Here is a 24,749-nt window from a genome sequence, read left to right on the forward strand (position 1 = left end):
ATCGCCCAGCGCATCGGTGACACGAGTGCCGGCAGCCGAGTAAGCCAGCGTGATGCCGTCAATACCGCCGGCGTGCTGGCTGGAGATCGCACGGCCAACCTCGTCGTAAGCGAAGGTGCTGAAGCGCTGGCCGTCTTCGCCGGTAAATCCTGTCAGATTTCCAGGAAAGCGAGGGTCCTCATAGTGGTAGAGCTTTTGGGTCCCGTCTGGGTATGTGGCGGTTTCCACTTGGCCACGTTGAGTATACGTATAGGTAACCAATGGAATGCCGGATGTAGTGATCGCTCCGATCAACGCCCCACTTGTCGCTGACAGGTAGTGGAAATCGAGTGTACGACCACTGCTATGTAGGATCGTGGTCAAGCGCGCCAGATCGTCATAGTTGTAGTGCAGAAATGTACCGTCACGATTTTCTCGTTCCAAAAGCCTTCCATTGGTATCGAAGATCAGCAAGGTATCTCTGCGGTAGAGCTTCCACAGTGCGCCGTCAGTGATAAGTCGGTCGCCGCTACTGTCCGAAGCGAAATACCCATCCCCGACTTGGTGATATCGGGTATGGAAGCCCCCACCATCGATCAATCCTATGCCGTCAGCGCCAATGGCAAGCCTGATCGCATGCGAGTGCGTCCAGCCATAGCCGAAGCCACCAGTGTCATTCGAGATGCCCGAGTGGTAGTGCCGTTCGAGCGCAATCCAACCAAGATCGAAATCCGGGGCAACTTCATACTTGTCACCGGTCTTGGTATCGCAAGGATTGCCCTCGTAGCCGCAACCGCGTTCAAGGGTCTTGGTGACGACGAAGGCGATGGCGTATTCGTTGACGCACGCCTGGTACTTGTCGCGCCAGAACATCAGCTTTTCAACCGGGCACTCGGTCCTGCGATGGCGGACAAGCTCCATCTGCTCGCTTTTAGGTACGCACTCGTCGGCACCAAAATAGTTATAGTCGAGCCTGTAGGCTTTCTCTCCCCACTCGCCACCATCGTTGCCATCGGTGCGTGTGTCCTGCCAGCCTCCCAAAATCGTAATTTTCGCCGTCGCCGGACAAGGGCTGTTACTTTCGTTTGCTACTTGCTCAAGCGACCGTATCGCCTCCTCTTCAGTTGAGTATTCCTGATCACCGACATACATCCACTCCGGATCCGTCGGTAACTCGTTACCGTTCCAGTATGTGATCTTGACGTCGCCGTTCTCCAGGATTTCTTGGCTCTTTATCTGATCGGCGTATTTGTAGAATTCGGGAACGTATGCATCGGGAGGCGGCAAGTCCTTGATGGCGGCCGCAGCCTGCTCTTGCGTCGTGTACTGGCCATGACTTGCCCCGTCGGAATCGACCAGCGTCCATGTCCGCTTGCTTTCTTCTGCCTGCGCCACATTGACTAGCCCTGCTGCCAACGGCATGAGGAGGCATAGGCGTGCTAGCCACGTCCGCGGTCCTTTGACGGTGGCCTGAATATGGCAGTTTCCTTTCTGGTGCATTTCTTATCCCTAAGTGAGGTGGCACCTGCGCGCGGCAACGTGCAACTTCTTTTCGCGCACGCTTCCGTGCGCGGCCAATGTCACTACTGGAGTGGCAGATCACCTGCCGAGCGGATTGCTCCTTTCCCATTCACCGCCGCGCCGCGGCGGCTTGCGTCCAACGCTCTCGCGAAATGGAAACCTATCACAGATAAATTTGTCAACTAATGACTAAGTCGTGGCCATTCCATGTCAGCAAGGTGACTCAAACGCGAAGGCGTGGCTCTTACCTCTAAAGGATATGCAGTCGCTGTCCACATCGCTCGGAAGTGCGACTGCGTGGCTCTCGGGTGTGAACAGTGATGTTAGAGTTTCAATGTCATCTGCCGCCCGATTACGCTGTTCAAGCTATGCCCGAACTCCCCGAAGTCGAAACCACCCGGCGCGGCCTGGAGCCGCATCTGTCGGGGCGGCGCATCCATGGGGTTATCCTGCGGCGGCCGGATCTGCGCTGGCCGATTCCGCCTGACGTGGCCGAGCAGTTGCCGGGGCAGCGCATCGACGGCATCCGCCGGCGCGCCAAGTATCTGTTGCTGGATACCGCAGTCGGCAGTGCGCTGCTGCATCTGGGCATGTCCGGCAGCTTGCGCGTGCTGCCCGGCGACACGCCGCCGCGGGCGCACGACCACGTCGACATCAGCCTGGAAGACGGCCGGGTGCTCCGCTTCAACGACCCGCGCCGGTTCGGCTGCCTGCTGTGGCAGGCGCCGGGCGAGACCCATCCGCTGCTCGCCGAGCTGGGGCCGGAGCCGCTGTCGGATGCGTTCGACGGCGATCATCTGTTCCGGCTCAGCCGCGGCCGCACCGCGCCGGTCAAGACCTTCCTGATGGATCAGCGCATCGTGGTCGGGGTGGGCAACATCTACGCGGCAGAGAGCCTGTTCCAGGCGGGCATCAGTCCGCTGCGCGAGGCCGGCGACGTCTCGCGTGCCCGTTACGCACGCCTGGCCGAGGCAGCCAAGGCGATCCTGGGCTATGCGATCCAGCGCGGCGGCACGACGTTGCGCGATTTCATCAGTCCAGATGGGGCGCCGGGCTACTTCGAGCAGGAGCTGTCGGTCTACGGCCGCGAGGGCGAGGCCTGCAAGCGTTGCGGACGCACGCTGCGCCACGCCAGCATCGGCCAACGCGCCAGCGTCTGGTGTGGCCACTGCCAGCGCTGAGCAACGAACGCGATCGCGCTGCACGCACCGGCGAAGGCGGTCCGGCGTCCGCAGGGATACCGCCAGCACCGCGCTTCTTGTCTTGCAGCGTCTCGGCACGATGGGCCGTCGCGACCGCAAGCGCGATTCAGCCGCGACGGGCATCACCTGTAACGCGTCGGCTCAAGCGCACATGTCGGCTGGCTTCTCGGTGGGCCTTGTCGCGTCGTTAGCGGCTCCAGAAGCGGCCTTGCCCACTCGGGCATAGCGACGCCGATGTGGTCGGGTCGGCAACGGTCTCGGCCGGGGCCCGCCCACCTCCAGCACGTCTGCGTCCGGGGCTCGCACCCACGGACACCATCCCTCACCGCCACCTTCGGCGCCGCTTGTCTATGATGGGCGTCCTTTTCCGTTTCGATCCGGCCATGCAACGACGCGATTTCCTCAAGAACGCCGCCGCCGCCTTCGCCGCCATGGGCTTGCCGGCGATGCCGATGCTCGGCCAGGCGGCCCCTGCGGTGGGCTTGCGCCGCCTGGGCAAGCCGCAGCCGTTCGACTACGCCTGGCTCAAGGGCCACGCGCGGGCCATGGCGGATGCGCCGTACCAGAGCCACAAGCGGGCACTGCCGGCGCCGGTGGAGGGCTTGACCTGGGACCAGTACCAGTCGATCCGCTACCGCCAGGACCATGCGTTGTGGGCGGCCGAGCAGGGCCCGAAATTCCAGGCCAAGTTCTTCCACCTGGGGCTGTACTTCAAGACCCCGGTGCACATGTTCGACCTGGTCGACGGGCAGGCGCAGGAACTGGCCTACGACAGCGCGGCGTTCGATTACGGCAGCAGCGGGCTGAAGGGCAAGCCGCTGCCGAAGGAACTGGGCTTCGCCGGTTTCCGCCTCAACACCAAGCAGGACACCGAGCGCGACTTCGCCGCGTTCCTCGGTGCCAGCTACTTCCGTGCGGTGGGTAAGGAGGGCCAGTACGGTCAGTCGGCGCGCGGGTTGGCGATCGATACCGGCACTGGCGGCCCGGAGGAATTCCCGGACTTCATCGCCTACTGGCTGGAGCAGCCCAAGGCCGGCTCGGACACGGTGGTGGTGTACGCGCTGCTGGATTCGCCCAGCGTGGCCGGTGCCTACCGCTTCGCGATCACCAATGGCGACGTGCTGCTGATGGACATCGACAGTGCGCTGTATCCGCGCAAGACCATCGAGCGCCTGGGCCTGGGGCCGTGCACCAGCATGTACCAGGTGGGCGAGAACGACCGCCGCATGGATTGGGACTGGCGCCCGGAGATCCACGACACCGACGGCCTGGCGATGTGGACCGGCGGCGGCGAGTGGATCTGGCGGCCGCTGTGCAATCCGCCGCACCTGCGCTTCAACATGTTCGTCGACGAGAACCCGCGCGGTTTCGGCCTGCTGCAGCGCGACCGCAACTTCGACCATTACCAGGACGACGGCGTGTTCTACGAGAAGCGCCCGTGCCTGTGGGTGGAACCGAAGCAGGGCTGGGGCAAGGGCTCGGTGCAACTGGTGGAGATCCCCACCGTCGACGAGACCTTCGACAACATCGTCGCGTTCTGGAATCCGCAGGACAAGCCGCAGCCCGGACAGGAGCTGCTGTTCGGCTACCGCCTGTACTGGGGCGCACAGGCGCCGGCGTCCTCGCCGCTGGCGCACTGCGTGGCCACGCGTACCGGCCTGGGCGGCGTGGTCGGGCAGAAGCGGCATTACTTCTCGTGGCGCTTCGCGGTGGATTTCGTCGGCGGCGAACTGGCCAAGCTGGGCAAGGAGAAGGACGCCAAGGTCGAGGCGGTGCTGCAGCTCAACCGCGGCCGCACCGAGATCGTCTCGGCGCGGCCGTTGCACGAGATTTCCGGCTACCGTGCGATGTTCGACGTGGTGCCGCCGGACGACGGCACCGAGCAGATCGACATCCGCCTGTACCTGCGCAGCGGCGAGCGCCCGCTCACCGAGACCTGGCTGTACCAGTGGACGCCGCCGCCGGCGGCAGAGCGCAAGCTGTACTGAGCCGCGAAGCGCTCGGCGCCGGCCGGCATCGGGCGCTCGTTGGATGGGGCGGTTGCGCTGGTGTTTAAGTCCCGACGCAGTCGGGGGTGCGAGTGCGGTGCGCCTCGCGCGTCGCGGCTGAGCCACTCCCACAGGGGCGCACAGGCCCGGCACTGGGCTGCTGTGGGAGGGACTTCAGTCCCGACGCGGGAATGGCTCCGCGTTCAGTGCTTGCCCGGCTCCTGCGGCGGCGTTGGCGGTGCGCCTTCCGTGCTGATGTCCTCGACATCGCCGATGTCGACCCGGCCCGGGGTGCGGCCGTCCCACACCTGATCCTGCAGCTTCCAGTACGCGCTCGGCTCCCAGAACTGCTTGGCGTAGAACACTTCCGGATCGATGCTGCCGCCGCGCGGGCCGTTGATCGACAGCGGACCGGATGCGCCGGAGTGGCCGAGCAGGCCGCCGGTGCTGCGCATCGCCTCGCGTCGCAGGACCGCTTCCTGGCGCGGCTTGGCGACCTCGTCGCCGTACTCGGCGAGCATCGACTTGTCGAGCTTGACCGCGCGCTTGCGCTCGTCCGGGGTCAGCTGGTTCCAGTACTCCATCTTGCGCGCGCCGAACTGGTCGTAGCCGCGCTCGGCGGCCAGCGCCATCCAAAGGAAGCCCATCGTATGGTCGGCAGCGCCGCCCTGGCCCTCCCAGTACATTTCGCCCAACCGCGCCTGCGACGGCTTGTCGGCGTAGCGTGCGGCCAGCTGGTACTGCTTCCTGGCCTCGGCGTACTCGCCCTTCTTGTCGGCGCGGATGCCGGCGCGGCGATAGAACAGGTCCAGGTGCGCCTCGAGGAAGCCGTCGGTGAGCACCTGCGCCGGGATGTCCTGGAAGGTGTGGTCGCCCGGGGCCGCAGCGGCGGGGCCAGGCAGGGCGAGCAGCAGGGCACAGCCCAGTGCGGTGCCGCTGCCGGCAAAAAATCCTTTGAACGAAAGCATGTTCCTCATCCCATGAGTGAGCGATCGGCGCGATTCTAGGCATGCCGCCTGGGCGCGCTCCATAGACTGATGGCATAGGCACGGGCGCCTGCGCGGCAATCGTCAGCGGCGGTTCATCGCGGTCCGATCCGACGCACCAGTGCGGTGCGTCGCGCGTTGCATGCGAGTTACAGCGGCAGTGCGATCTGCAGCGGATCGATGCGGCCTTCGCCGCGCATGATCTTCTTGAACTCGGGGCGGCTGACCGACACGTAGCGCTCGTTGCCGCCGATCTCCACCTGCGGGCCGTCCTGCACCGCATGGCCGTTCTCGTCGACGCGCACGGTCATCGTCGCCTTGCTGCCGGTGTGGCAGATGGTCTTGATCTCCTGCAGCTCGTCGGCCCAGGCCAGCAGGTACTGGCTGCCTTCGAACAGCTCGCCGCGGAAATCGGTGCGCAGGCCGTAGCACAGCACCGGGATGCGCAGCCGGTCGACCACTTCGCTGAGTTGCCAGACCTGGGCGCGGCTGAGGAACTGCGCCTCATCCACCAGCACGCAATGCAGCGGCCCGTGGCTGGCGATGTCGGCCTCGAGGGTGGCCAGCAGATCGGTGTCGGCGACGAAGGGCATGCCGTCGGCGCGCAGGCCGATGCGCGAGGCGACCACGCCGCTGCCGGCGCGATGGTCCAGCCGCGGCGTCAGGATCGCCGTGCGCATGCCGCGCTCGCGGTAGTTGTGCGCCGACTGCAGCAGTGTGGTGGTCTTGCCGGCGTTCATCGCCGAATAGTAGAAATACAGTTTCGCCATGCCGCCGATTCTAGCGCGGCGGCCGCGCGCCCCGGCCGCCGGGCGGTTCGCGAACCGGTTCAGCGCCGGCGCGGCGGTGGGGCGTCGGCGCCGGCGCCGGCCGGTGCCCGTTACAATGCGCGGCCAAGGGAAGTCTTCATGCACGGTCTCAATCCTCCCCAACGCGCCGCGGTCCTGCATTGCGAGGGTCCGTTGCTGGTGCTGGCCGGCGCCGGCAGCGGCAAGACCCGCGTGATCGTGGAAAAGATCGCGCACCTGATCGCCAGCGGCCGTTACCCGGCCAAGCGCATCGCCGCGATCACCTTCACCAACAAGTCGGCCAAGGAAATGCGCGAGCGCGTGGCCAAGCGCATCCGCAGCGAGGCGGCCGACGGCCTGACCATCTGCACCTTCCACGCCCTGGGCCTGAAGTTCCTGCAGATCGAACACGCCGCGGTGGGCCTGAAGCGCGGCTTCTCGATCTTCGACGCCGACGATGCCGCCGCGCAGATCAAGGACCTGATGCCCGGCGCCAAGCCCGATGCCATCGAGGATGCCAAGAACCTGATCTCGCGCGCCAAGAACGCCGGGCTGTCGCCGGAGCAGGCGATGGCGGCCGCGCGCAGCAACCGCGAGCAGGAGGCGGCCAGCCTGTACGAGCGCTACCAGGCGCGGCTGAGCACCTTCAACGCGGTGGACTTCGACGACCTGATCCGCCTGCCGGTGCAGGTGCTGGAAGAGAACGAAGACATCGTGATGGCCTGGCGCGAGCGCATCGGCTATCTGCTGGTGGACGAGAGCCAGGACACCAACGACGCGCAGTACCGGTTGCTGAAGATGCTGGCCGGCCCGCGCGGCAACTTCACCTGCGTGGGCGACGACGACCAGAGCATCTACGCCTGGCGCGGCGCCAACCCGGAAAACCTGATGCAGATGGGCCGCGACTATCCGGCCCTGCAGATCATCAAGCTGGAGCAGAACTACCGCTGCTCCAACCGCGTGCTGCGCGCGGCCAATGCGTTGATCGCGCACAACCCGCACGAGCATCTGAAGACGCTGTGGAGCGATCAGGCCGATGGCGAGCGCATCCGCGTGTGGGAGTGCCGCGACAGCGAGCACGAGGCGGAGAAGGTGGCCGCCGAGATCGCCTACCTGGGCACCGCCAAGCAGGTGCCGTGGAGCGACTTCTGCATCCTGTTCCGCGGCAACTTCCAGTCGCGGCCGCTGGAAAAGGCGCTGCAGATGGCCAGCGTGCCGTACCACATCACCGGCGGCACCGCGTTCCTGGAGCGGCAGGAGGTCAAGGACGTGCTGTCCTGGCTGCGCCTGCTGGTCAATCCCGACGACGACGCGGCGTTCCTGCGCGCGGTGCAGGCGCCCAAGCGCGAGGTCGGCGCGACCTCGCTGGCCAAGCTGGCCGAACTGGCTTCTGCCAAGCACCTGCCGATGTCGCGCGCGGCCGAGTCGGTGGGCGCGCTGCAGCAGTTGCCGCCGCGCGCGGCCAACGGTCTGAGCGACTTCGTCGACATCCTGCACGAACTGCGCGCGGCCTCGACCACGCTGTCCTCGGCCGACGTGGTGCGCCAGCTCGCCGAGCAGTCGGGGCTGATCCGCGAGCTGCGCAGCCAGTGCAAGGACGAAGCGAGTTTCCAGCGCCGCCGCGGCAACCTGGAGGAACTGGCCAAGTGGTTCGAGGGCGGACCGCGCGGCGCCACCGTCGGCGACCTGGCCGCGCAGCTGGCGCTGCTGTCGCGCAACGACAAGGACGACGGCGGCAACCAGGTGCGGATGATGACCATGCACGCGTCCAAGGGCCTGGAGTTCCGCTACGTGTTCATCGTGGGCTGCGAGGACGGCGTGCTGCCGCACGAGGTCAGCCTGGAAGAGGGCAACCTGCAGGAAGAGCGGCGCCTGCTGTACGTGGGCATCACCCGCGCCAAGGAGCAGCTGTGGATGAGCTACAGCAAGCTCACCCGCAAGTTCGGCGAGCATATCCGGCTCAAGCCCAGCCGCTTCTTCGACGAGATCCCGGCCGAGGAAATGCAGCGCGACGGCGCCGACCCGGTGGCCGACGCGGCGCGCAAGAAGGAGCGCGCGAATGCAGGGTTGGCGGCGATCCAGGCGTTGTTTGATTAGAAGCCGGGATTGGGGAATGGGGAATGGGGATTCGTAACGGCGGGGTGCGTTGCGAGTGCGGTCGCTGGGGATGGGGCGTGCGGATGTACGCAGGGGCTAATCGGCTGTTCCTTCTCCCTGCGGGAGAAGGTGCCCGTAGGGGCGGATGAGGGTGCGGGCGAAGCCTCGTGCACTCACACTCCGCGAGTCGCTTCGCGCCGGACCCTCACCCCAACCCCTCTCCCGGGGGAGAGGGGCTAGTCGGCTGTTGCTTCTCCCTGCGGGACCACGGCCCCCTTTTGGGGGAAGGTGCCCCGTAGGGGCGGATGAGGGTCAGGCGCAGCCTCGTGCACTGACACTCCGCAGGTCGCTTCGCGCCGCACCCTCACCCCAACCCCTCTCCCGACGGGAGAGGGGCTTAGCGCGGACGCTTGCACACGTTGTTGTGAAGGACGCAAGCGAACGCGCCTGCAGGGCGTGTGGGCAGCAGGGAGCTTGCACTGTGGGAGGGACTTCAGTCCCGACGCATTGCGGTGTGCCGAAGCCATTGGCGCCGCGCATTGCCGCAGGAGTTCTACCTGAAAAAAGAGAACGGGCCGCGCAAGGCGGCCCGTCTCCGGTTCGACGCTTGTGCTGCTTACGCCGACAGGTGCTCGATCGCCGCGACGCTGCCGAGGCGGTCGCCCAGGCGCTTGAGCAGGGCCAGGCGGTTGCGGCGCAGTGCCGGGTCGTCGGCGTTGACCATCACGCCGTCGAAGAACGCGTCCACCTGCGGGCGCAGCCGCGCGAGGAAGTTCAGCACGGTGACGTAGTCGTGCTGGCGCAGCGCGCCGTCGGTCTCGGCGATCGCCGCTTCCACCGCCTCGGCCAGCGCGCGCTCGGCCGGCTCGCGCAGCAGGCCCGCGTCGACCTGTGCCGGAATCTCGCCCTCGGCCTTGCGCAGGATGTTGCGGATGCGCTTGTTGGCCGCTGCCAGCGCCTCGGCCTCCGGCAACGCGGCGAAGGTGCCGATCGCGTCGATGCGGCGGTCGAAGTCGTACAGGGAGGCTGGCTTCAGTTCCGCCACCGCGTTGAACTGCGTCGCCGGCACGCCCTTGTCGGCGTAGTAGCCACGCAGGCGGTCGAGGATGAAGTCGAAGATCTCCTCGACCTGCTCCAGCGAAACCGCGCCCACCTGATGTTGCCCGGGTGCAGTCTCAGCACCTTCGCGCTTCGCCTCTGCTGCTGCGTCCAGCTTCTTCAGCAGGGCGTAACGCCGAATTGCCTCCATCGCCTGGGTCGCAGCCGTCGACAGGAGCGCCTTCACATCCACATCAAACCCACTCTCAATCACCGTCCGCGCCAATCCCAGCGCATTGCGCCGCAGCGCGAACGGGTCCTTGTTGCCGGTCGGCTTCAACCCCGCGGCGAACCCGCCGGCCAGCGTATCCAGGCGTTCGGCGATCGCCAGTACCTTGCCCAGCGGCGACAGCGCGATGTCGTCGCCGGCGAAGCGCGGCTGGTAGGCCTCGTCGATCGCCAGGGCGATCTCGCTCGGCTCGCCGGCGGCGAGCGCGTAGTGGCGGCCGGCGATGCCCTGCAGTTCCGGGAATTCGTTGACCATCCGCGACTGCAGGTCGTTCTTGCTCAGTTCGGCGGCGCGGCGCGCCTGTGCCGGGTCCACGCCGACCTGCGCGGCGATCGCCTCGGCCAGCGCGGCCACGCGCTGCACCTTGTCGGCGATGCTGCCGAGCTTGGCCTGATAGGTGACGCTGGCCAGGCCGGCGCCCATCGCCTCCAGGCCCTGCTTGAGGTCTTCGTCGAAGAAGAACTTGGCATCGGCGAAGCGCGGGCGGATCACCCGCTCGTAGCCCTTGGCCACTTCGGCGACATCGCGCGAGACGATGTTGGCGATGCCGATGAAGTGCTCGGTGAGCTTGCCGCCGTCGTCCAGCACCGGGAAGAACTTCTGATTGCTCTCCATGGTCTCGATCAGCGCTTCCTGCGGCACCGCCAGGAACGCCGGCTCGAACTTGCACAGCACCGCCGACGGCCATTCGACCAGGTTCACCACCTGCTCCAGGTTGTCGGCGGCGATGCGCGCGCTGCCGCCGGCTTCGCGCGCGGCCTGCTCGACCTCGGCGACGATGCGCGCGCGGCGCACGTCCGGGTCCACCAGCACCTGCGCGGCCTGCAGCGCGGCCACGTAGTCGCCCGGCTGCGCCAGCGGCACCGGCGCGTCGTGGAGGAAGCGGTGGCCGCGGCTGTCGCGGCCGGCCTCCACGCCGAACAGCGGCATCGGCACTACCTCGCTGCCGAACAGCAGCACCAGCCACTGCACCGGCCGCGCGAAGCCGTAGTCGTGATCGCCCCAGCGCATCGGCTTGGGGATCGGCATCGCCGCGATCGCCTCGCGCAGGATCTCCGGCAGCAGCGTCGCGGTGCGCGCGCCCGGATTCACCGCGCGGTGCACGAAGCGCTCGCCCTTGGCGTCGCTGGTGCGCTCCAGCGCGGTCCAGTCGATCCCGGCCTTGGCGGCGAACCCCTGCAGCGCCTTGGTCGGCTGGCCGTCGGCGTCCAGCGCGATGTTGAGGTAGGGGCCGAGCACTTCCGCGCGCTGCTCCGGCTGCTCGACGGCCACGCCCGGCAGCAGCACCGCCAACCGGCGCGGCGTGGACAGCGGCTTGGCGTCGCCACGCTCGACCGCGATGCCGCGCTTCTCCAGCCCGGCGATCACGCCGTCGAACAGCGCCTGGGCCAGGCCCGGCAATGCCTTGACCGGCAGTTCCTCGGTGCCCAGTTCGATCAGCAGGGGAAGGTGTTGGCTCATGTGTCGGACCTTGCTAGCGGTTTTTCCCTTCTCCCTGCGGGAGAAGGTGCCCCGAAGGGGCGGATGAGGGTGCGGGCGCCTGGGGAGTCGGAGCACCCGGCTACTCGTGCCGGCGTACCCTCACCCCAACCCCTCTCCCGGTGGGAGAGGGGCTTTGGTTACTTCTTCACGCCGGGGAAGCCCAGCTTCTCGCGCTGCGCGTAGTAGGCCTTGGCCACCGCCTGCGCCAGCGCGCGCACGCGCAGGATGTAGCGCTGGCGCTCGGTCACCGAGATCGCGCGGCGTGCGTCGAGCAGGTTGAAGGCGTGGCTGGCCTTGGTCACCTGCTCGTACGCCGGCAGCGGCAGCCCGACCTCGACCAGCGCCTGCGCTTCCTGCTCGCACGCGTCGAAACGGTGGAACAGTTCGGCCACATTGGCGTGCTCGAAGTTGTACGCGCTCTGCTCCACCTCGTTCTGGTGGTAGACGTCGCCGTAGGTGACCGGCGTACCGTCGGGGCCGTAGGTCCACACCAGGTCGTAGACGTTGTCGCAGTTCTGCAGATACATGCACAGCCGCTCGAGACCGTAGGTGATCTCGCCCAGCACCGGCTTGCACTCCAGGCCGCCGGCCTGCTGGAAGTAGGTGAACTGGGTGACTTCCATGCCGTTGAGCCACACCTCCCAGCCCAGGCCCCAGGCGCCCAGCGTCGGCGATTCCCAGTTGTCCTCGACGAAGCGCAGGTCGTGCACCAGCGGATCGATGCCCAGCGCCTTGAGCGAATCCAGGTACAGCTGCTGGATGTTGTCCGGGTTCGGCTTCATCGCCACCTGGTACTGGTAGTAGCGCTGCAGGCGGTTCGGGTTCTCGCCGTAGCGGCCGTCGGTGGGGCGCCGGCTCGGTTGCACGTAGGCCGCGTTCCACGGCTCCGGCCCGAGCGCGCGCAGGAACGTGGCCGGATGGAAGGTGCCGGCGCCCACTTCCAGGTCCAACGGTTGGATCAGCACGCAGCCGTGCTGCGCCCAGAACTGGTTGAGGGTCTGGATCAGACCCTGGAACGTGATCGGAACGGACCGGGAAACGGACATCTCGCAGGGGCCGGTTGAGGGGTGCGCTAGTATAGCGACCGACTCGCGGGGACTTCCGCGTACCGGACCTGGACCATGGATTCGCGCCCTGCCGCGCCGCCCGCGTCGTCGCCCGCCGAGCCCACCGTGGCGTTGCCGCCGGGCCGGTTGAGCTTCGAGCGCGTGGCCGCCGCATTGCTCGCCGACGGCCTGGTCGCGCCGGCCGAACGCGGCCGCGTGCAGTTCTCGGCGCAGACCGCGCGCACCGCCAGCGACGTGCATCCGCTGGTGCTGCTGTCCAACCTGAAACTGGCCGCCACCCGCCCGCCCGGCAGCGAACTGAGCCTGGAACGGCTGACCGAGTGGCTGGCGCAGCGCTGCGGCCTGCGTTACCTGCGCATCGATCCGACCCGGGTCGACGTGGCCGCGGTCACCGGCGTGGTCTCGCACGCCTATGCGCGCCGCCACCGGATCCTGCCGCTTGCCCTGCAGCCCGAGCGTCTGCTGGTGGCGACCAGCGAACCGCTGGCGCTGGACTGGCTCGGCGATGTGCAGCACCTGGCGCGGCGCCGCATCGAGGTGGTGGTGGTCAACCCGCTGGACCTGCATCGCTACACGATGGAGTTCTTCGGCGTGACCCGCTCGGTGCGCGGCGCCAAGGACGGGCGCACCGAACAGAGCAGCGGCCTGCCCAGCTTCGAGCAGCTGGTGGAACTGGGCCGCGGCGGCGACGTCAATGCTGACGACCACCATATCGTGCACATCGTCGATTGGCTGCTGCAGTACGCCTACGAGCAGCGCGCCAGCGACATCCACCTGGAGCCGCGGCGCGAGGCCGGGCGCATGCGCTTCCGCATCGACGGCGTGCTGCACAAGGTGCTGGAAGTGCCGCCGGCGGTGATGACCGCCATCGTCAGCCGCATCAAGGTGCTCGGGCGCATGGACCTGGCCGAGCGGCGGCGCCCGCAGGACGGGCGCATCAAGACCCGCTCGCCGGGCGGGCGCGAGACCGAGATGCGCCTGTCGACCATGCCCACCGCCTTCGGCGAGAAGTGCGTCATGCGCATCTTCGACCCGGATGCCGCGTTCAAGAGCGTGGACCAGCTCGGTTTCAGCCCGCAGGAAGCGGCCGGCTGGAACGCGCTGGTGGAGCGCCCGCACGGCATCGTGCTGGTCACCGGCCCCACCGGCTCGGGCAAGACCACCACGCTGTACTCCACGCTCAAGCGCCTGGCCACGCCGGACGTGAACGTGTGCAGCGTGGAAGATCCGATCGAGATGATCGCCACCGAGTTCAACCAGATGCAGGTGCAGGCCAACATCGACCTGGACTTCGCCAGCGGCGTGCGCACCCTGCTGCGGCAGGACCCGGACATCATCATGATCGGCGAGATCCGCGACCTGGAAACCGCACAGATGGCGGTGCAGGCCTCGCTGACCGGCCACCTGGTGCTGTCGACCCTGCACACCAACGATGCGCCTTCGGCGATCACCCGCCTGCTCGACCTGGGCGTGCCGCATTACCTGGTCGCCTCCACCCTCAACGGCGTGCTGGCGCAGCGCCTGGTGCGCACCCTGTGCGGCCACTGCAAGCGCCCGCACACCCTGGAAGCGCACGAGTGGGACGCGTTGCGCGAGCCGGGCGAGGCCCTGCCCGAGCCGCTGCAACCCTATGCCCCGGTCGGCTGCCTGGAGTGCCGCCGCACCGGCTACCTGGGCCGCGTGGGCCTGTACGAACTGCTGCCGGTGACCCCGCGCCTGCGCACCCTGATCCGCGCCGACATGGACCTGGCCGGCTTCAGCCGCGCCGCCCAGGACGAGGGCGTGCGCACGCTGCGCCGCGCCGGCCTGGAAAAGGTGGCCGCCGGGCTGACCACCATCGAGGAAGTGCTGTCGGTGCTGCCGCCGCGCGAGTGAAGCGCGGGCGCTTCCCCGCCTCATGATCGCCAGTTATATGGCTATGCCGCCACCGCCGCGCGGCCTTGAACAATCCACGGCGACGGCGTCTAGAATCCCACCATGCCGTTCGCTTCTCCCGTCCGTCGCCGTGCTGCGCCCTTCCTGATCCTCGAAACCGGTGAACCGGTGGCGACGATGCGGCGCTACGGACGCTTCCCGCACTGGATCCGCGTCGCCGCCGGCCTGGCCGAGCGCGAGACGGTGGTGACCAACGTCGCCGCCGGCGAGGCGTTGCCGGCGCGGGGCGACTTCGCCGGAGTGATCGTCACCGGCTCGGCGGCGTTCGTCACCGACCGGGCCGAGTGGAGCGAACGCTCGGCGGCCTGGTTGCGCGAAGCCGCCGAGGACGGCACGCCGCTGCTGGGCATCTGCTACGGGCACCAGCTGCTGGCGCATGCGCTGGGCGGGGAGGTCGCCTATAACCCGGCCGGGCGCGAATCGGGCACGGTGGACATCGAACTGCACCCGCCCGCCGCCGAGGATCCGCTGTTCGCCGGCCTGCCGCCTCGCTTCCCCGCGCATGCCACGCATCTGCAGACGGTGCTGCGCGCGCCGTCCGGCGCCACGGTGCTGGCGCACTCGGCGCAGGACCAGTGCCACGCGTTCCGCTGGGGCGAGGCGACCTGGGGCGTGCAGTTCCATCCGGAGTTCACCACCCACCACATGCGCGGCTACGTGCAGGCGCGCGCGGACTGTCTACGCAGCGCCGGACGCTGCGCCCGTACCATCGCCCGCGAGGTCAGCGCCGCACCGCTGGCACGCAAACTGTTGCGGCGCTTCGTTCAGCACGCACGCGGGCAGCACAGCAGCGGCCAGGCAAAACCGCGATAATCTGTGTAGTCGCCGCTGCTGTACGGCGTCCCCCACTTCGGATTGGCAATGATCGAGATTCGTAAGCTGCCGGCCTCGGCCGGCGCGGAATGGCTGTTGGGCGGTGTGTCCCTGCTGCGGCGGGCGCCGTGGGCGCTGGGCCGGCTCGGGCTGATTTGGGGTCTGGCGACACTGATCATCCTGTTCCTGAGCGCGCTCAACCCGACCCTGGGCATGCTGGCGCAACTGCTGATGGGGCTGGCCGGGCCATTGCTGTTCGGCGGGCTGGTGTGGGCCGTGCGCGAGGTCGACCAGGGCCGCAGCGCCGAGCCGGCGCACCTGCTGCAGGGCCTGCACGGCAGCCGTGCGCCGAACCTGCTGGTGGCGCTATTACCGCAGGCGATCGCCGGATTGGTGTTGGCCGTTCTCGCCGTCGTGGTGATCCGCCCGGATGGGTTGATGCAGCTGAACACGGTGATGCTCAAGCTCAACGAACTGGGTCAGTCCGGCACGCAGCCGGATCCGAAGCAGGTAGAGGAGCTGATCGCGACCCTGCCGGCGTTGCGCATCGTGATGTGGCTGATGCTGGTGGCAGTGGGTGTCGTCGGAGTGGTGCTGACCCTGTTCCTGTTTGCGCCGCAGGTGATGTTCGACGGCCGCAACGGCCTAGCCGCCATCGGTCACGGCTTGCGCGCCTGCCTGCACAACCTGCCGGCGATGCTGGTCTTCTTCGTGCTCGCCTTCCTCGCGATGTTTGCGCTTTACTTCGCACTGGCCGTGGTGATGCTGGTGCTGCAGCTGCTCGTCGGCACCACGATGGCGGCGCTGATCTTGCAGGTGCTGCAGATGGCGGTGCTGCCACCAGCGATCGCTGGCATCGTCTACGTGGCCTGGAAGCAGATGTTCGTGCACGCCGGGGATGCGGCGCCGGCTGTGCCGCCGCCGCCCTCCAACGTCTTTGTGGCGTAGCGCCGGGAGTCGGGAGTCGGGAATCGTAAGAGCCACAGCAACAGCAAAGCGGCCCCTCGGGGCCGTTTTGCTGTGTGCGGCAGATTGCCGTCAAGCCGCGTGGTAATGGTGGGTATGCAGCGAACCGCTGTTCCGATTCCCTATTCCCGTGCCTCGATTCCCGGCTTCTTGGTCACCGCCGCTGCCGCAATGATGCCCAGCTCGTACAGCAGGCACATCGGGATCGCCAGCATCAGTTGCGAGACCACGTCCGGCGGGGTCAGCACCGCGGCCAGCACGAAGATGCCGACCACCGCGTAGCCGCGGCCCTCGCGCAGTTGCTGCGGGGTCACCCAGCCGAGCAGAGCCAGGATCACCAGCGCCACCGGCAGTTCGAAGCTGGCGCCGAAGGCGAAGAAGATCGCCAGCACGAAGTCTAGGTAGGCGCCGGCATCGGGGGTGAGCTGGATCACGTCCGGCTTGAACGTGGTCAGGAAGTGGAACACCGCCGGCAACACCAGGAAGTAGGCGAAGCCGCAGCCGAGATAGAACAGCAGCACCGCCGAGGCCAGCAGCGGCAGCGCCAGGCGCTTCTCGCGCTGGTACAGGCCAGGGGCGACGAAGGCCCAGGCCTGGTACAGCAGCCAGGGGGCGGACACGAACAGGGCCAGGAAGAACGCCAGCTTCAGCGGCGCGATGACCGCGCCGGCCGGGTGCGTGGCAATGACGCTCTGGCCCACCGGCAACTGCGCCAGCATCGGCTCGGCCAGCCAGGAGTACAGGCGCTTGGAGAAGGGCAGCAGCGCCACCACCACCACGCCCAGGCCGATCAGCGCGCGCATCAGCCGCGCGCGCAGTTCGATCAGGTGTTCGATCAGGCTGCTCTCGGCTTCCACGTTCATCGCGGTGCCTCCGGATCAATGGAGGGCGGCTGGCCGGTGTGCGCCGTGGCGGTCGACGCCGGATGCGGTGCGGCGGCACCGCGCGCGGCGGCCGGCACCACGGAAGCGGCGGGCACCGTCGCGGCAGAGTGCGTGGGCAGGGGCGTGGTCGTCTCGGGAGTGTGCGCAGTCGGGGCGTCGATTGCGGCGGCTGTCGCTGGCGGCACGGTCGACGGCGCGCTGTCGGCAGGCGGCACCGGCGGGTTCGGATCGATCTCGCGGCGCAGCGCCTCGGTCTGCCGCTGCAGTTCCTCGCTGCCGTCGCGAAACTGGGTCTCGGCCTGGCGCAGCGAACTCTGCACGTCGTGCAGGCTGCGCTTGAGTTCCTCGGCTTCCAGTTCGCGTTCCAGTTCCTGCTTCACCGAGTCCCACTGCGCGCGGGCGCGGCGCACCCACAATCCGGCGAAGCGCGCCGCCTTGGGCAGGCGCTCGGGACCGAGCACCACCAGGGCCACCACCGCGATCACCAGCAGTTCGCTGAATCCGATATCGAACACGCCGGCGGGGTCCCGTCAGTGCGCGTCGCGGTCGCGTTCGGCCTGGGTCTGGCGGGACGGCTCGCTGCTGCTGCGCGTCTCGTCGCCGAGCTGGCCGGCGGGCTTGTCGTCGTCGCGCATGCCTTTCTTGAATTCCTTGACCGCGTTGCCCAGATCCTTGGCGCCGCTCGTCAGCCGCTTGGTGCCGAACACCAGCAGCACGATCACCAGCACCACCAGCCAGTGCCAGATGCTAAGACTGCCCATGATCCGCTCGCAGAAAAGTCGTAAGGAACCCGCAGGATAACGCACCGCGCCGCGCCGCGTTACCTCTCCCGGCCGTGCAGGCAGGCCTGCACGGCGCGATGGACAGGTGGCGTTGAGAACTGCGCTCAGCGATCGCCGTCGAGCTTCTCGGTGCGGATCTCGCCGTCGGACACCGGCTGGAAGCCCTGCTGCGCCGGTTGCGCCTGGCCCTGCAGGGGGACGGTGCTGGCGGCGGCGTCGGGCGCGGCGGTCGGTTCCGGCGTGGCCTGCTGCGCCGGCATGGCCGCCGGTGCCGGGGCGGCGCCCGGGCTGCCGTTGCTGTCGGTGCCACGGCTCTGCCGCGCGGCGTAGGTGGCTTCCTCCAGCTTGTCGCGGAAGGCGACGATGTCGTTGGACGGCCGGTTGGTGGTGCGGCCTTCGAAGATCATCCGCGGGGTGGTGTTGCTGCCGTAGGCGTTGAGGTCGGCGGCATCGTCGATCTGCAGCGCGGCGCCATCCAGGGCGACGCCGGCGAACAGGCCGCGCGCGCGCGACCACGACCAGATCTCGGCCTTGAGCTGGCCGTCGGTGGCAGCGGCGGCGTTGCGCCCGACCGGGCCGGCGGCGACGCCGGCATCGGCACCGAGGGTGAACTTGCCGTTGACGATGTTGTCCAGGCTGCGGTCGTTACGGAACACCAGCACCACGTCGGAGGACTGCACGCCGACCTGGAAGCCGATGCTGCCGCCGGTAAGCTTGACGAACACCGGGTTGGACCAGGTGCCGTCGGGGCGCTTGACCGACATCAGGCCGTGGCCGCGGCGCCCGCCGATCACCAGGCCGGCCTTGAGCGTATCCGGGATCACCACGATGGCGCGGCCCTCGTCGAGCAGCTTGTCGGGGATGGCCTGCTCGGGAATCTTCTGGATGTCGGTCAGCACGCGCAGCGCGTTGCGGGCGCGCTCGTCCTCTTCCGGTCCGGCCACGGCGTGGCCGACGAACAACAGGGTGCTCAACAACAGGGCGAGGCGCGGCAGGAGGGGCATGGCGGGCTCCGAAATAGGTCCGCAGCAAGATACTGCAAGTCCTTGAACTTAGTCACAGGGCAATGAATCGGCAATGAGTGGTGCCGGCACCGCATGCAGGCGCCGTCGATCGCCGCGATCGAGCGTATCGACACGCCGCAACGCGCGCGCTCTGCCACAATGCGCGCATGTCCGACGCACCCGAGACCGCCATCCTGGTGGTGAATCTAGGCACGCCCGAGGCGCCGACCGCGCCTGCGGTCGCCCGTTACCTGGCCGAGTTCCTTGGCGACAAGCGCGTGGTCGCGATCCCGCGGCTGTTCTGGTGGCCGCTGCTGCACTGGGTGATCCTGCCGCGGCGCTCGCCGAAATCGGCGGAGAAGTACGCCCAGGTGTGGCTGGCGGACGGCTCGCCGCTGGCGGTGTACACCCGCCGCCTGGCCGAGGGCATGCAGCGCGAGCTGCCCGGGCACCGCGTGGCCTGGGCGATGCGCTACGGCGCGCCGGCGCTGGCGCCGGCCCTGGACGCGCTGCGCGATGCCGGCGTGCGCCGGATCGTGGTGCTGCCGCTGTACCCGCAGTATTCGACCACCACCACAGCCTCGATCGAGGACGTGGTGCAGGCCTGGCAGGCGCGCCATCCGCAGCTGCCGGTGCACCTGATCAAGGACTACCCGACCGATCCGGCCTGGGTCGCGGCGGTGGCCGACAGCGTGCGTGCGCACTGGGCGCAGCATGGCCGCGGCGAGCGCCTGTTCTTCTCCTTCCATGGCCTGCCGCAGCGCGTGGCCAACAACGGCGATCCCTACCCGCAGCGCTGCGAAGCCAGTGCGCAGGCGATCGCCGCTGCGCTGGGCCTGGAGGCCGGGCAGTGGGAGCTCGGCTACCAGTCGCGCTTCGGCGCCGAGCGCTGGCTGCGCCCGTACGCCGAGCCGCGGCTGTGGGAGCTTGCCGGGCAGGGGGTCAAGCAGGTGGACGTACTCTGTCCCGGCTTCGCCACCGACTGCCTGGAAACCCTGGAAGAAGTGGCGATGGGCTTCGTCGAGACCTGCGCCGAACGCGGCATGCAGGTGCGCTACATCCCCTGTCTCAACGACGCCCCGGCGCACGCGCGTGCCCTGGCGCAGCTGGCGGCCCGCGCGGCATGAGTTTGCGTGCTTTTGCCTGCCCGTCGCGGGTGGGCGCGCTGGCCGGACTGCGCAGCGGCGACCCGGAGGGGCCCAAGGCGCTGGCCTTGCACGGCTGGCTCGACAACGCCGCCAGCTTCGTGCCGCTGAGCCGGCACCTGCCGCAGCTGGACCTGGTGATGCTGGACCTGCCCGGCCATGGCCACAGCAGCGACCTGCCCGATGGCGCCGAATACCTGCTGGCCAGCGCCCTGCACCCGGTGCTGGACGCGGTCGATGCGCTTGGCTGGGAGCGCTTCGTGCTGATCGGCCATTCGATGGGCGCGGCCATCGCCAGCCTGCTGGCCGCCGCGGCGCCGCAACGCATCGAGAAGTTCGTGGCGATCGAGATGCTGGGCGGCCTGGCCGAGAGCGAGGCGGGCGCGGTGGAACGGCTGCGCAACAGCGTCGCCAGTACCCGCCGTGCCACCGCCACGCCGTTGCGCGTGTTTCCCGATCTGGCCGCGCCGGTGCGGGCGCGGATGCTGGCCAACCAGCTCAGCGAGCCGGCCGCGCGGCTGCTGGTGGAACGCGGCGTGCGCGCGGTGGACGGCGGCTACGTGTGGCGCAGCGACCGCCGGCTGACCCTGCCCACCGCGATCCGCCCGACCGAGCCGCAGATGCAGGCGCTGCTGGCCGGCATCGAGTGCCCGACCGCGGTGGTGTTCGCCGATCCGGCGCAGGACATCCTGCCCGAGTCGCTGCGCCTGACGCGCGCGGCGTGCCTGCGCGACGGCCGCGTGCACACGCTGCCCGGCACCCACCATCTGCACATGGAACAACCGGCGGCGGTGGCCGCGTTGCTGCACGGCTTCCTCTGACGTAGACGCGGCGCTGACCGCGTCGCCATGCGTCTGCGCCGCCGCGACCATCGCATCCGGGCATCGCGCACGCACACTGCGACGCAGTGGGCGCCGGTGCTGCGCAGGCCGCCGCAATTGTTCCTTTCGCGGCGTCACAGTTCGACATGTTGTCGCCGTGCCGTCGCGGTTCGGAAAACTTCGGCGTACAGCGTAGCGCGCACCTTTCGCCCTGACGCCGCGCTTCCATGATCCGCCTCCTTCGCCGCTACCGGGTCGGCCCACGCCTGACCTTCGCCTTCGCTGCCCTGCTGTTGATCTGCGGTGCCCTGATCGTGGCCAGCCTCGCGTCGATGGCGCTGGCGCGCCAGCAGCTCGACGACATCGCCCTGGACAAGATGGAGAAGATCCGCCTGTCCAACGCCATGGTCGCGGCGCAGGCGCGGCTGGAGATCGGCCTGCTCAACGACGTCATCCTGACCAACCCCGACGAGAAGCAGGCGGTGGTGCGCGCCATCGGCCAGGCCCAGCGCGACTACGCGCAGGCACGGCGCAAGCTGTTCGCGCTGCGCCTGGACCCGGCCGACCGCACCGGCGCGCAGCTGCGCGCGGCGATCGACAAGGCCTATGTGCAGGTGCAGCCGTTCCAGTCGCAGGTGCTGGCGATGGCCGCCGACAACCAGAACCTGGATGCGCAGACCTTGCACCTGTACACCTTGCAGCCGCTGCTGGCGCAGTGGCAGCAGGCGATCCAGCGCAACGCCGCGCACCTGCGCACGCTCAGCGACGGCTCCTATGCGCAGGCGGTGACCACCATGGCCCGCGCGCGCTGGTTGCTGCTGCTCGGCGGCGGTTTGCTGCTGGCGGTCAGTGCGTGGCTGGGCTGGTGTATCACCCAGAGCCTGGTGCGGCCGCTGCGCGAAGGTACTCGCGTGGCCGCGGCGATCGCCGCCGGCCAACTCGACGCGGTGCTGCCGGCACAGGGCAACGACGAGGCCGCCGAGCTGCTGCGCAGCATGCAGACCATGCAGACCCAACTGCGCGCGGTGCTGGCCGAGCAGCGGCGGATGGCGCAACGGCATGCCGACGGCGCCATCGCCTGCCGCGGCGATGCGGCCGCCTTCCCGGGCGACTACGGCCAATTGCTGCGCGACGCCAATGCGCTGGTCGACCTGCACGTGGGCACCGCGCAGTCGATGGTGGCGCTGATGCGGCGCTACGCCATCGGCGATCTCAGCGAGGACATGCCGCGCCTGCCCGGCGAGCAGGCCGCGATCTCCGAGGCGATGGATGCGATCAAGGCCAACCTCGGCACGCTCAGCCGCGACATCTGGCATCTGGCCGAGGCCGCCGCGGCCGGCGACTTCAGCGCGCGTGCCGATCTCGGCGCGCACCAGCACGATTTCCGCATCATGCTCGAGAGTCTCAACCAGTTGATGGCGACGGTGGACGGCAACCTGGGCGAGTTGTCCGGGCTGTTGCGCGCCATCGCCAGCGGCGACCTCGGCGTGCGCATGCATGGAGACTTCCATGGCGTGTTCGCCGACATGCGCGACGATGCCAACGCCAGCGCCGACCAGCTCGCGGCGATCGTGGCCGGCATCCAGCACGCGGCCGCAGCGATCGATGCCGAGGCCGGCGCCATCGCCGGCGGCCACCAGGACCTGTCGCAGCGCAGCGCCGAACAGGCCGGCACGCTGGAGCGCACCGCCCGTGCGGCGGCGCGCCTGACCGACACCGTGCGCCAGAACGCCACCCATGCGCACCATGCCAACCAACTGGCCGACGCCGCGGCGACCGTGGCTGGGCAGGGCGGCGCGTCGATCGACGCGGCGGTCGGTGCGATGCAGGGCGTGGAAGCGGCCTCGCGCAAGATCGGCGAGATCATCGCGGTGATCGACGGCATTGCCTTCCAGACCAACATCCTGGCGCTCAATGCCGCGGTGGAGGCCGCGCGTGCCGGCGAGCAGGGCCGCGGCTTCGCGGTGGTCGCCAGCGAGGTGCGCGCGCTGGCGCAGCGCTCGGCCGATGCGGCCAAGGAGATCAAGCGCCTGATCGAGGCCTCGGTGGACCAGGTCGCGGTGGCCTCGGCGCAGGTGCACGACGCCGGCCGCACCATGGGGCGCGTGCTGGCCTCGGTGGACGAGGTCAATGCACTCATGGCGGGCATTGCGGCGGCCTCGCAGGAGCAGGCCGCCGGCATCGACGAAGTCGGACAGGCGATGGCGCAGATGGACCGCAGCACCCAGCAGAACCTGGCGTTGGTGGAGCAGGCCACGGCCGCGTCGCGCGCGTTGGAGCAGCAGGCCGGCAGTCTGAGCGAGGCGGTGGCGGTGTTCCGGCTGGCCGATGCGGCACCGTCGGTCCCGCCGGCGGAGCAGGCGTTGCCGGTGCTGGCGATCCAGCCTGCGCCAGCCGGCTTCGACTATGCGCGCAGCGCCTGATGCGGAAGCGTTCGTAGGGCTGGGCGCCGCGGGCAGTGCGGTTGACGACCGCCACGGCGTCCATCGCCACGCCGAACGCACCCACGTCGGGGGCATGCGGACAGGCCTGTAGGTGTGTTCCCTACACACCCATCGTGAAGCTTGTGTGTAGAAAAATTTTCGCTTAAGTTGCGCCCACGCCTGCCGTCAACAGGCGTAGACGCGATACGTCCTGTGTACGCGGCTCGATCCCGGCGTCCTGACATGCCGGCGTAGTGCCGCACGGACCGTACCGCCTCGCTGGCGCCGGAGGTCGCGCCTGATTCGCGGTAGGCGGGAGGAGAGGGGGCCTGCCGGGCGCTGCATGGAGTTCTGCTTCCGCAGCGCTGGGCCAACACACCGCGATGCGACCGCATCGGCGCGCCCACCCGCCTGCTCATTCTCCCTTGTCCGCATCCCCGTTTGCGCCATGTCGTGCCGCAATGCAGCATGCGCGCCCGATTCGCTGCCCGAGCGCGGCCTCGCCGATGCCGTCGATCGCGCCGCGATGTTCGGTGTTCAGCCGCGGTCCGGGCGCACCCGCCGCAGCGTCTTCGAGCGCTTCGACGAACGTGCTCTCGCCCAAGCCGATCTGTCGGATGCAGCCTGTCCTTCAGGAGCGGCTTCCGCCGCGATGCGCTTTGCCGAGCGCGCGCATCGCGGCGGAAGCTGCTTCTACGGAGTGTTTCCCACTGTTCGTGGATGGACCCTTCAGTCGCGATCCGGCCGCAGCAGCCAGCGCAGATGCGCCTTGAGCTGGCGGCCGTGCTGGTGGAACCAGGTGCGCTCGGCGCGCCAGTCGGGGAAGCGCGCTTCCACTTCGTGCCAGAACGCCGGCGAATGATTGGCCTGGATCAGGTGGCAGAGTTCGTGCACCAGCACGTACTCGAACGCCGAGGGCCGCCCCAGCACCAGCGCCAGATCCAGCGCCATGCTGCCGTCGGGCGCCAGCGAGCCCCACTGCGAGGACATGACCTTGTAGCGCACCGCACGCGGGGCGCGCGGCAGCGATGGCAGGTACTGCGGCAGCCAGCGGCCGACGTCGGCGCGGGCCTGGGCTTCGTAGAAATCGCGCAGCGCGCGGCGCAGCGCCGCGTCGCCGCCGCGTGGCGGCAGGTGCAGGTGGGCCACGCCGTCGGCGACCTCGATGCGCGCGTAGCGGGCGTCGTGCCAGGCCACCGGCAGCGACTGCCCGCGCAGCGGCAGTTCGCCGGCCTCGCCCGGGCGCAGCGGCGTCAGCGTCTCGGCGGCGACATAGCGCGAGAGCTGCTGCGCCAGCCACTGGCGGTTCTCCAGCAGGAAGCGCTCGCCGGCGATCAGGCTGGCCCGCAGCGGCAGGGTCAGGCGTGCGCCGCGTTCGTCCACGCTGAGCTTGATGCGCCGCGCGCGCGGGTCGCGCACGCGCAGCACCTCGACTTCGCGCTCGTCCAGGCGGAAGCGGACGAGGTCGCGTTCGACGGCCGCCGGGGGCGGCGCGATCAGGCGACGGAGCAGATCGGGCATGGGCACAGCATACCGCCG

Annotated in this window: 20 protein-coding genes; 9 read left to right on the top strand and 11 right to left on the bottom strand. The window is 68.8% G+C overall.

What is annotated here, in order from left to right:
- Nucleotides 1-1,479, bottom strand: a 1,479-nt coding sequence (locus CEK69_RS04560) for a DUF6531 domain-containing protein (RefSeq protein ID WP_226975037.1), incomplete at its 3' end; no start/stop codon positions are given.
- A 389-nt stretch (nucleotides 1,480-1,868) separates the two neighbouring features.
- Between CEK69_RS04560 and mutM the strand changes: the two genes are divergently transcribed.
- Nucleotides 1,869-2,681 carry a bifunctional DNA-formamidopyrimidine glycosylase/DNA-(apurinic or apyrimidinic site) lyase gene (mutM, locus tag CEK69_RS04565; RefSeq protein WP_152244135.1) on the top strand — a complete coding sequence of 271 codons (813 nt, stop codon included), beginning with the start codon at nucleotides 1,869-1,871 and terminating at the stop codon, nucleotides 2,679-2,681.
- A 404-nt stretch (nucleotides 2,682-3,085) separates the two neighbouring features.
- Nucleotides 3,086-4,690 (top strand): glucan biosynthesis protein D, encoded by a 1,605-nt coding sequence (locus tag CEK69_RS04570; RefSeq protein ID WP_039726155.1) that lies wholly within the window; start codon nucleotides 3,086-3,088, stop codon nucleotides 4,688-4,690.
- Nucleotides 4,691-4,893: 203 nt separating this feature from the next.
- Here CEK69_RS04570 and CEK69_RS04575 read toward each other — a convergent pair whose 3' ends face one another.
- Nucleotides 4,894-5,658, bottom strand: coding sequence for a sel1 repeat family protein (locus CEK69_RS04575; RefSeq protein WP_152244137.1), 765 nt, complete (start codon nucleotides 5,656-5,658; stop codon nucleotides 4,894-4,896).
- A 167-nt stretch (nucleotides 5,659-5,825) separates the two neighbouring features.
- Nucleotides 5,826-6,446 (bottom strand): thymidine kinase, encoded by a 621-nt coding sequence (locus CEK69_RS04580; protein WP_017907968.1) that lies wholly within the window; start codon nucleotides 6,444-6,446, stop codon nucleotides 5,826-5,828.
- 138 nt (nucleotides 6,447-6,584) lie between these two features.
- Here CEK69_RS04580 and rep point away from each other — a divergent pair, with 138 nt between their 5' ends.
- Entirely contained in the window at nucleotides 6,585-8,561 is a 1,977-nt protein-coding gene (rep, locus tag CEK69_RS04585) for a DNA helicase Rep (RefSeq protein WP_010340793.1), read from the top strand.
- Between the two features lie 616 nt (nucleotides 8,562-9,177).
- On the opposite strand, the gene glyS is transcribed toward rep, so the two are convergent.
- Nucleotides 9,178-11,349 carry a glycine--tRNA ligase subunit beta gene (gene glyS, locus CEK69_RS04590; protein ID WP_152244138.1) on the bottom strand — a complete coding sequence of 724 codons (2,172 nt, stop codon included), beginning with the start codon at nucleotides 11,347-11,349 and terminating at the stop codon, nucleotides 9,178-9,180.
- A 158-nt stretch (nucleotides 11,350-11,507) separates the two neighbouring features.
- Nucleotides 11,508-12,416 carry a glycine--tRNA ligase subunit alpha gene (gene glyQ, locus CEK69_RS04595; protein WP_010340858.1) on the bottom strand — a complete coding sequence of 303 codons (909 nt, stop codon included), beginning with the start codon at nucleotides 12,414-12,416 and terminating at the stop codon, nucleotides 11,508-11,510.
- A 75-nt stretch (nucleotides 12,417-12,491) separates the two neighbouring features.
- On the opposite strand from glyQ, the gene CEK69_RS04600 reads away from it, so the two are divergent.
- From CEK69_RS04600 to CEK69_RS04610, 3 genes are all read left to right on the top strand, one after another.
- Nucleotides 12,492-14,312, top strand: coding sequence for a GspE/PulE family protein (locus CEK69_RS04600; RefSeq protein ID WP_152244140.1), 1,821 nt, complete (start codon nucleotides 12,492-12,494; stop codon nucleotides 14,310-14,312).
- A gap of 102 nt (nucleotides 14,313-14,414) precedes the next feature.
- A complete protein-coding gene (locus CEK69_RS04605) occupies nucleotides 14,415-15,185 on the top strand; it encodes a glutamine amidotransferase (RefSeq protein ID WP_152244142.1) in 771 nt (256 codons plus the stop codon).
- A 48-nt stretch (nucleotides 15,186-15,233) separates the two neighbouring features.
- Nucleotides 15,234-16,133, top strand: a complete 900-nt coding sequence (locus CEK69_RS04610) for a BPSS1780 family membrane protein (RefSeq protein WP_017912110.1) — start codon at nucleotides 15,234-15,236, stop codon at nucleotides 16,131-16,133.
- 140 nt (nucleotides 16,134-16,273) lie between these two features.
- Here CEK69_RS04610 and tatC read toward each other — a convergent pair whose 3' ends face one another.
- The 4 genes from tatC to CEK69_RS04630 form a co-directional block, all read right to left on the bottom strand.
- Nucleotides 16,274-17,014 carry a twin-arginine translocase subunit TatC gene (gene tatC / locus CEK69_RS04615; RefSeq protein WP_017907961.1) on the bottom strand — a complete coding sequence of 247 codons (741 nt, stop codon included), beginning with the start codon at nucleotides 17,012-17,014 and terminating at the stop codon, nucleotides 16,274-16,276.
- Nucleotides 17,011-17,550, bottom strand: coding sequence for a Sec-independent protein translocase protein TatB (gene tatB, locus CEK69_RS04620; protein WP_152244144.1), 540 nt, complete (start codon nucleotides 17,548-17,550; stop codon nucleotides 17,011-17,013). The genes tatC and tatB overlap by 4 nt, the downstream gene beginning before the upstream one ends.
- A 15-nt stretch (nucleotides 17,551-17,565) precedes the next feature.
- Nucleotides 17,566-17,796, bottom strand: coding sequence for a Sec-independent protein translocase subunit TatA (tatA, locus tag CEK69_RS04625; protein ID WP_010340619.1), 231 nt, complete (start codon nucleotides 17,794-17,796; stop codon nucleotides 17,566-17,568).
- A gap of 125 nt (nucleotides 17,797-17,921) precedes the next feature.
- Nucleotides 17,922-18,821 (bottom strand): YSC84-related protein, encoded by a 900-nt coding sequence (locus tag CEK69_RS04630; protein WP_152244146.1) that lies wholly within the window; start codon nucleotides 18,819-18,821, stop codon nucleotides 17,922-17,924.
- A 167-nt stretch (nucleotides 18,822-18,988) separates the two neighbouring features.
- Here CEK69_RS04630 and hemH point away from each other — a divergent pair, with 167 nt between their 5' ends.
- The 3 genes from hemH (at nucleotide 18,989) to CEK69_RS04645 (ending at nucleotide 23,210) form a co-directional block, all read left to right on the top strand.
- A complete protein-coding gene (hemH, locus tag CEK69_RS04635) occupies nucleotides 18,989-19,948 on the top strand; it encodes a ferrochelatase (RefSeq protein ID WP_152244148.1) in 960 nt (319 codons plus the stop codon).
- Nucleotides 19,945-20,787 carry an alpha/beta hydrolase gene (locus CEK69_RS04640; RefSeq protein ID WP_152244150.1) on the top strand — a complete coding sequence of 281 codons (843 nt, stop codon included), beginning with the start codon at nucleotides 19,945-19,947 and terminating at the stop codon, nucleotides 20,785-20,787. Before hemH ends, CEK69_RS04640 begins: the two co-directional genes overlap by 4 nt.
- A gap of 227 nt (nucleotides 20,788-21,014) precedes the next feature.
- Nucleotides 21,015-23,210, top strand: coding sequence for a methyl-accepting chemotaxis protein (locus CEK69_RS04645; protein ID WP_017912116.1), 2,196 nt, complete (start codon nucleotides 21,015-21,017; stop codon nucleotides 23,208-23,210).
- 415 nt (nucleotides 23,211-23,625) lie between these two features.
- On the opposite strand, the gene CEK69_RS04650 is transcribed toward CEK69_RS04645, so the two are convergent.
- The gene (locus tag CEK69_RS04650; RefSeq protein WP_152244152.1) at nucleotides 23,626-23,814 is read right to left on the bottom strand and encodes a hypothetical protein; all 189 of its coding nucleotides are present in this window, start codon (nucleotides 23,812-23,814) and stop codon (nucleotides 23,626-23,628) included.
- A 125-nt stretch (nucleotides 23,815-23,939) separates the two neighbouring features.
- The gene (locus CEK69_RS04655; protein ID WP_148828610.1) at nucleotides 23,940-24,731 is read right to left on the bottom strand and encodes a SprT family zinc-dependent metalloprotease; all 792 of its coding nucleotides are present in this window, start codon (nucleotides 24,729-24,731) and stop codon (nucleotides 23,940-23,942) included.
- Nucleotides 24,732-24,749 lie beyond the last annotated feature (18 nt).

The sequence above is a fragment of the Xanthomonas sp. LMG 12462 genome (genome assembly GCF_009192885.1).
Classification (GTDB): domain Bacteria; phylum Pseudomonadota; class Gammaproteobacteria; order Xanthomonadales; family Xanthomonadaceae; genus Xanthomonas_A; species Xanthomonas_A sontii.

Coding starts and splice junctions, on each gene's coding strand:
- mutM (WP_152244135.1), top strand. CDS start 1,869: ATGCCCGAACTCCCCGAAGTCGAAACCACCCGGCGCGGCCTGGAGCCG.
- CEK69_RS04570 (WP_039726155.1), top strand. CDS start 3,086: ATGCAACGACGCGATTTCCTCAAGAACGCCGCCGCCGCCTTCGCCGCC.
- CEK69_RS04575 (WP_152244137.1), bottom strand. CDS start 5,658: ATGCTTTCGTTCAAAGGATTTTTTGCCGGCAGCGGCACCGCACTGGGC.
- CEK69_RS04580 (WP_017907968.1), bottom strand. CDS start 6,446: ATGGCGAAACTGTATTTCTACTATTCGGCGATGAACGCCGGCAAGACC.
- rep (WP_010340793.1), top strand. CDS start 6,585: ATGCACGGTCTCAATCCTCCCCAACGCGCCGCGGTCCTGCATTGCGAG.
- glyS (WP_152244138.1), bottom strand. CDS start 11,349: ATGAGCCAACACCTTCCCCTGCTGATCGAACTGGGCACCGAGGAACTG.
- glyQ (WP_010340858.1), bottom strand. CDS start 12,416: ATGTCCGTTTCCCGGTCCGTTCCGATCACGTTCCAGGGTCTGATCCAG.
- CEK69_RS04600 (WP_152244140.1), top strand. CDS start 12,492: ATGGATTCGCGCCCTGCCGCGCCGCCCGCGTCGTCGCCCGCCGAGCCC.
- CEK69_RS04605 (WP_152244142.1), top strand. CDS start 14,415: ATGCCGTTCGCTTCTCCCGTCCGTCGCCGTGCTGCGCCCTTCCTGATC.
- CEK69_RS04610 (WP_017912110.1), top strand. CDS start 15,234: ATGATCGAGATTCGTAAGCTGCCGGCCTCGGCCGGCGCGGAATGGCTG.
- tatC (WP_017907961.1), bottom strand. CDS start 17,014: ATGAACGTGGAAGCCGAGAGCAGCCTGATCGAACACCTGATCGAACTG.
- tatA (WP_010340619.1), bottom strand. CDS start 17,796: ATGGGCAGTCTTAGCATCTGGCACTGGCTGGTGGTGCTGGTGATCGTG.
- CEK69_RS04630 (WP_152244146.1), bottom strand. CDS start 18,821: ATGCCCCTCCTGCCGCGCCTCGCCCTGTTGTTGAGCACCCTGTTGTTC.
- hemH (WP_152244148.1), top strand. CDS start 18,989: ATGTCCGACGCACCCGAGACCGCCATCCTGGTGGTGAATCTAGGCACG.
- CEK69_RS04640 (WP_152244150.1), top strand. CDS start 19,945: ATGAGTTTGCGTGCTTTTGCCTGCCCGTCGCGGGTGGGCGCGCTGGCC.
- CEK69_RS04645 (WP_017912116.1), top strand. CDS start 21,015: ATGATCCGCCTCCTTCGCCGCTACCGGGTCGGCCCACGCCTGACCTTC.
- CEK69_RS04655 (WP_148828610.1), bottom strand. CDS start 24,731: ATGCCCGATCTGCTCCGTCGCCTGATCGCGCCGCCCCCGGCGGCCGTC.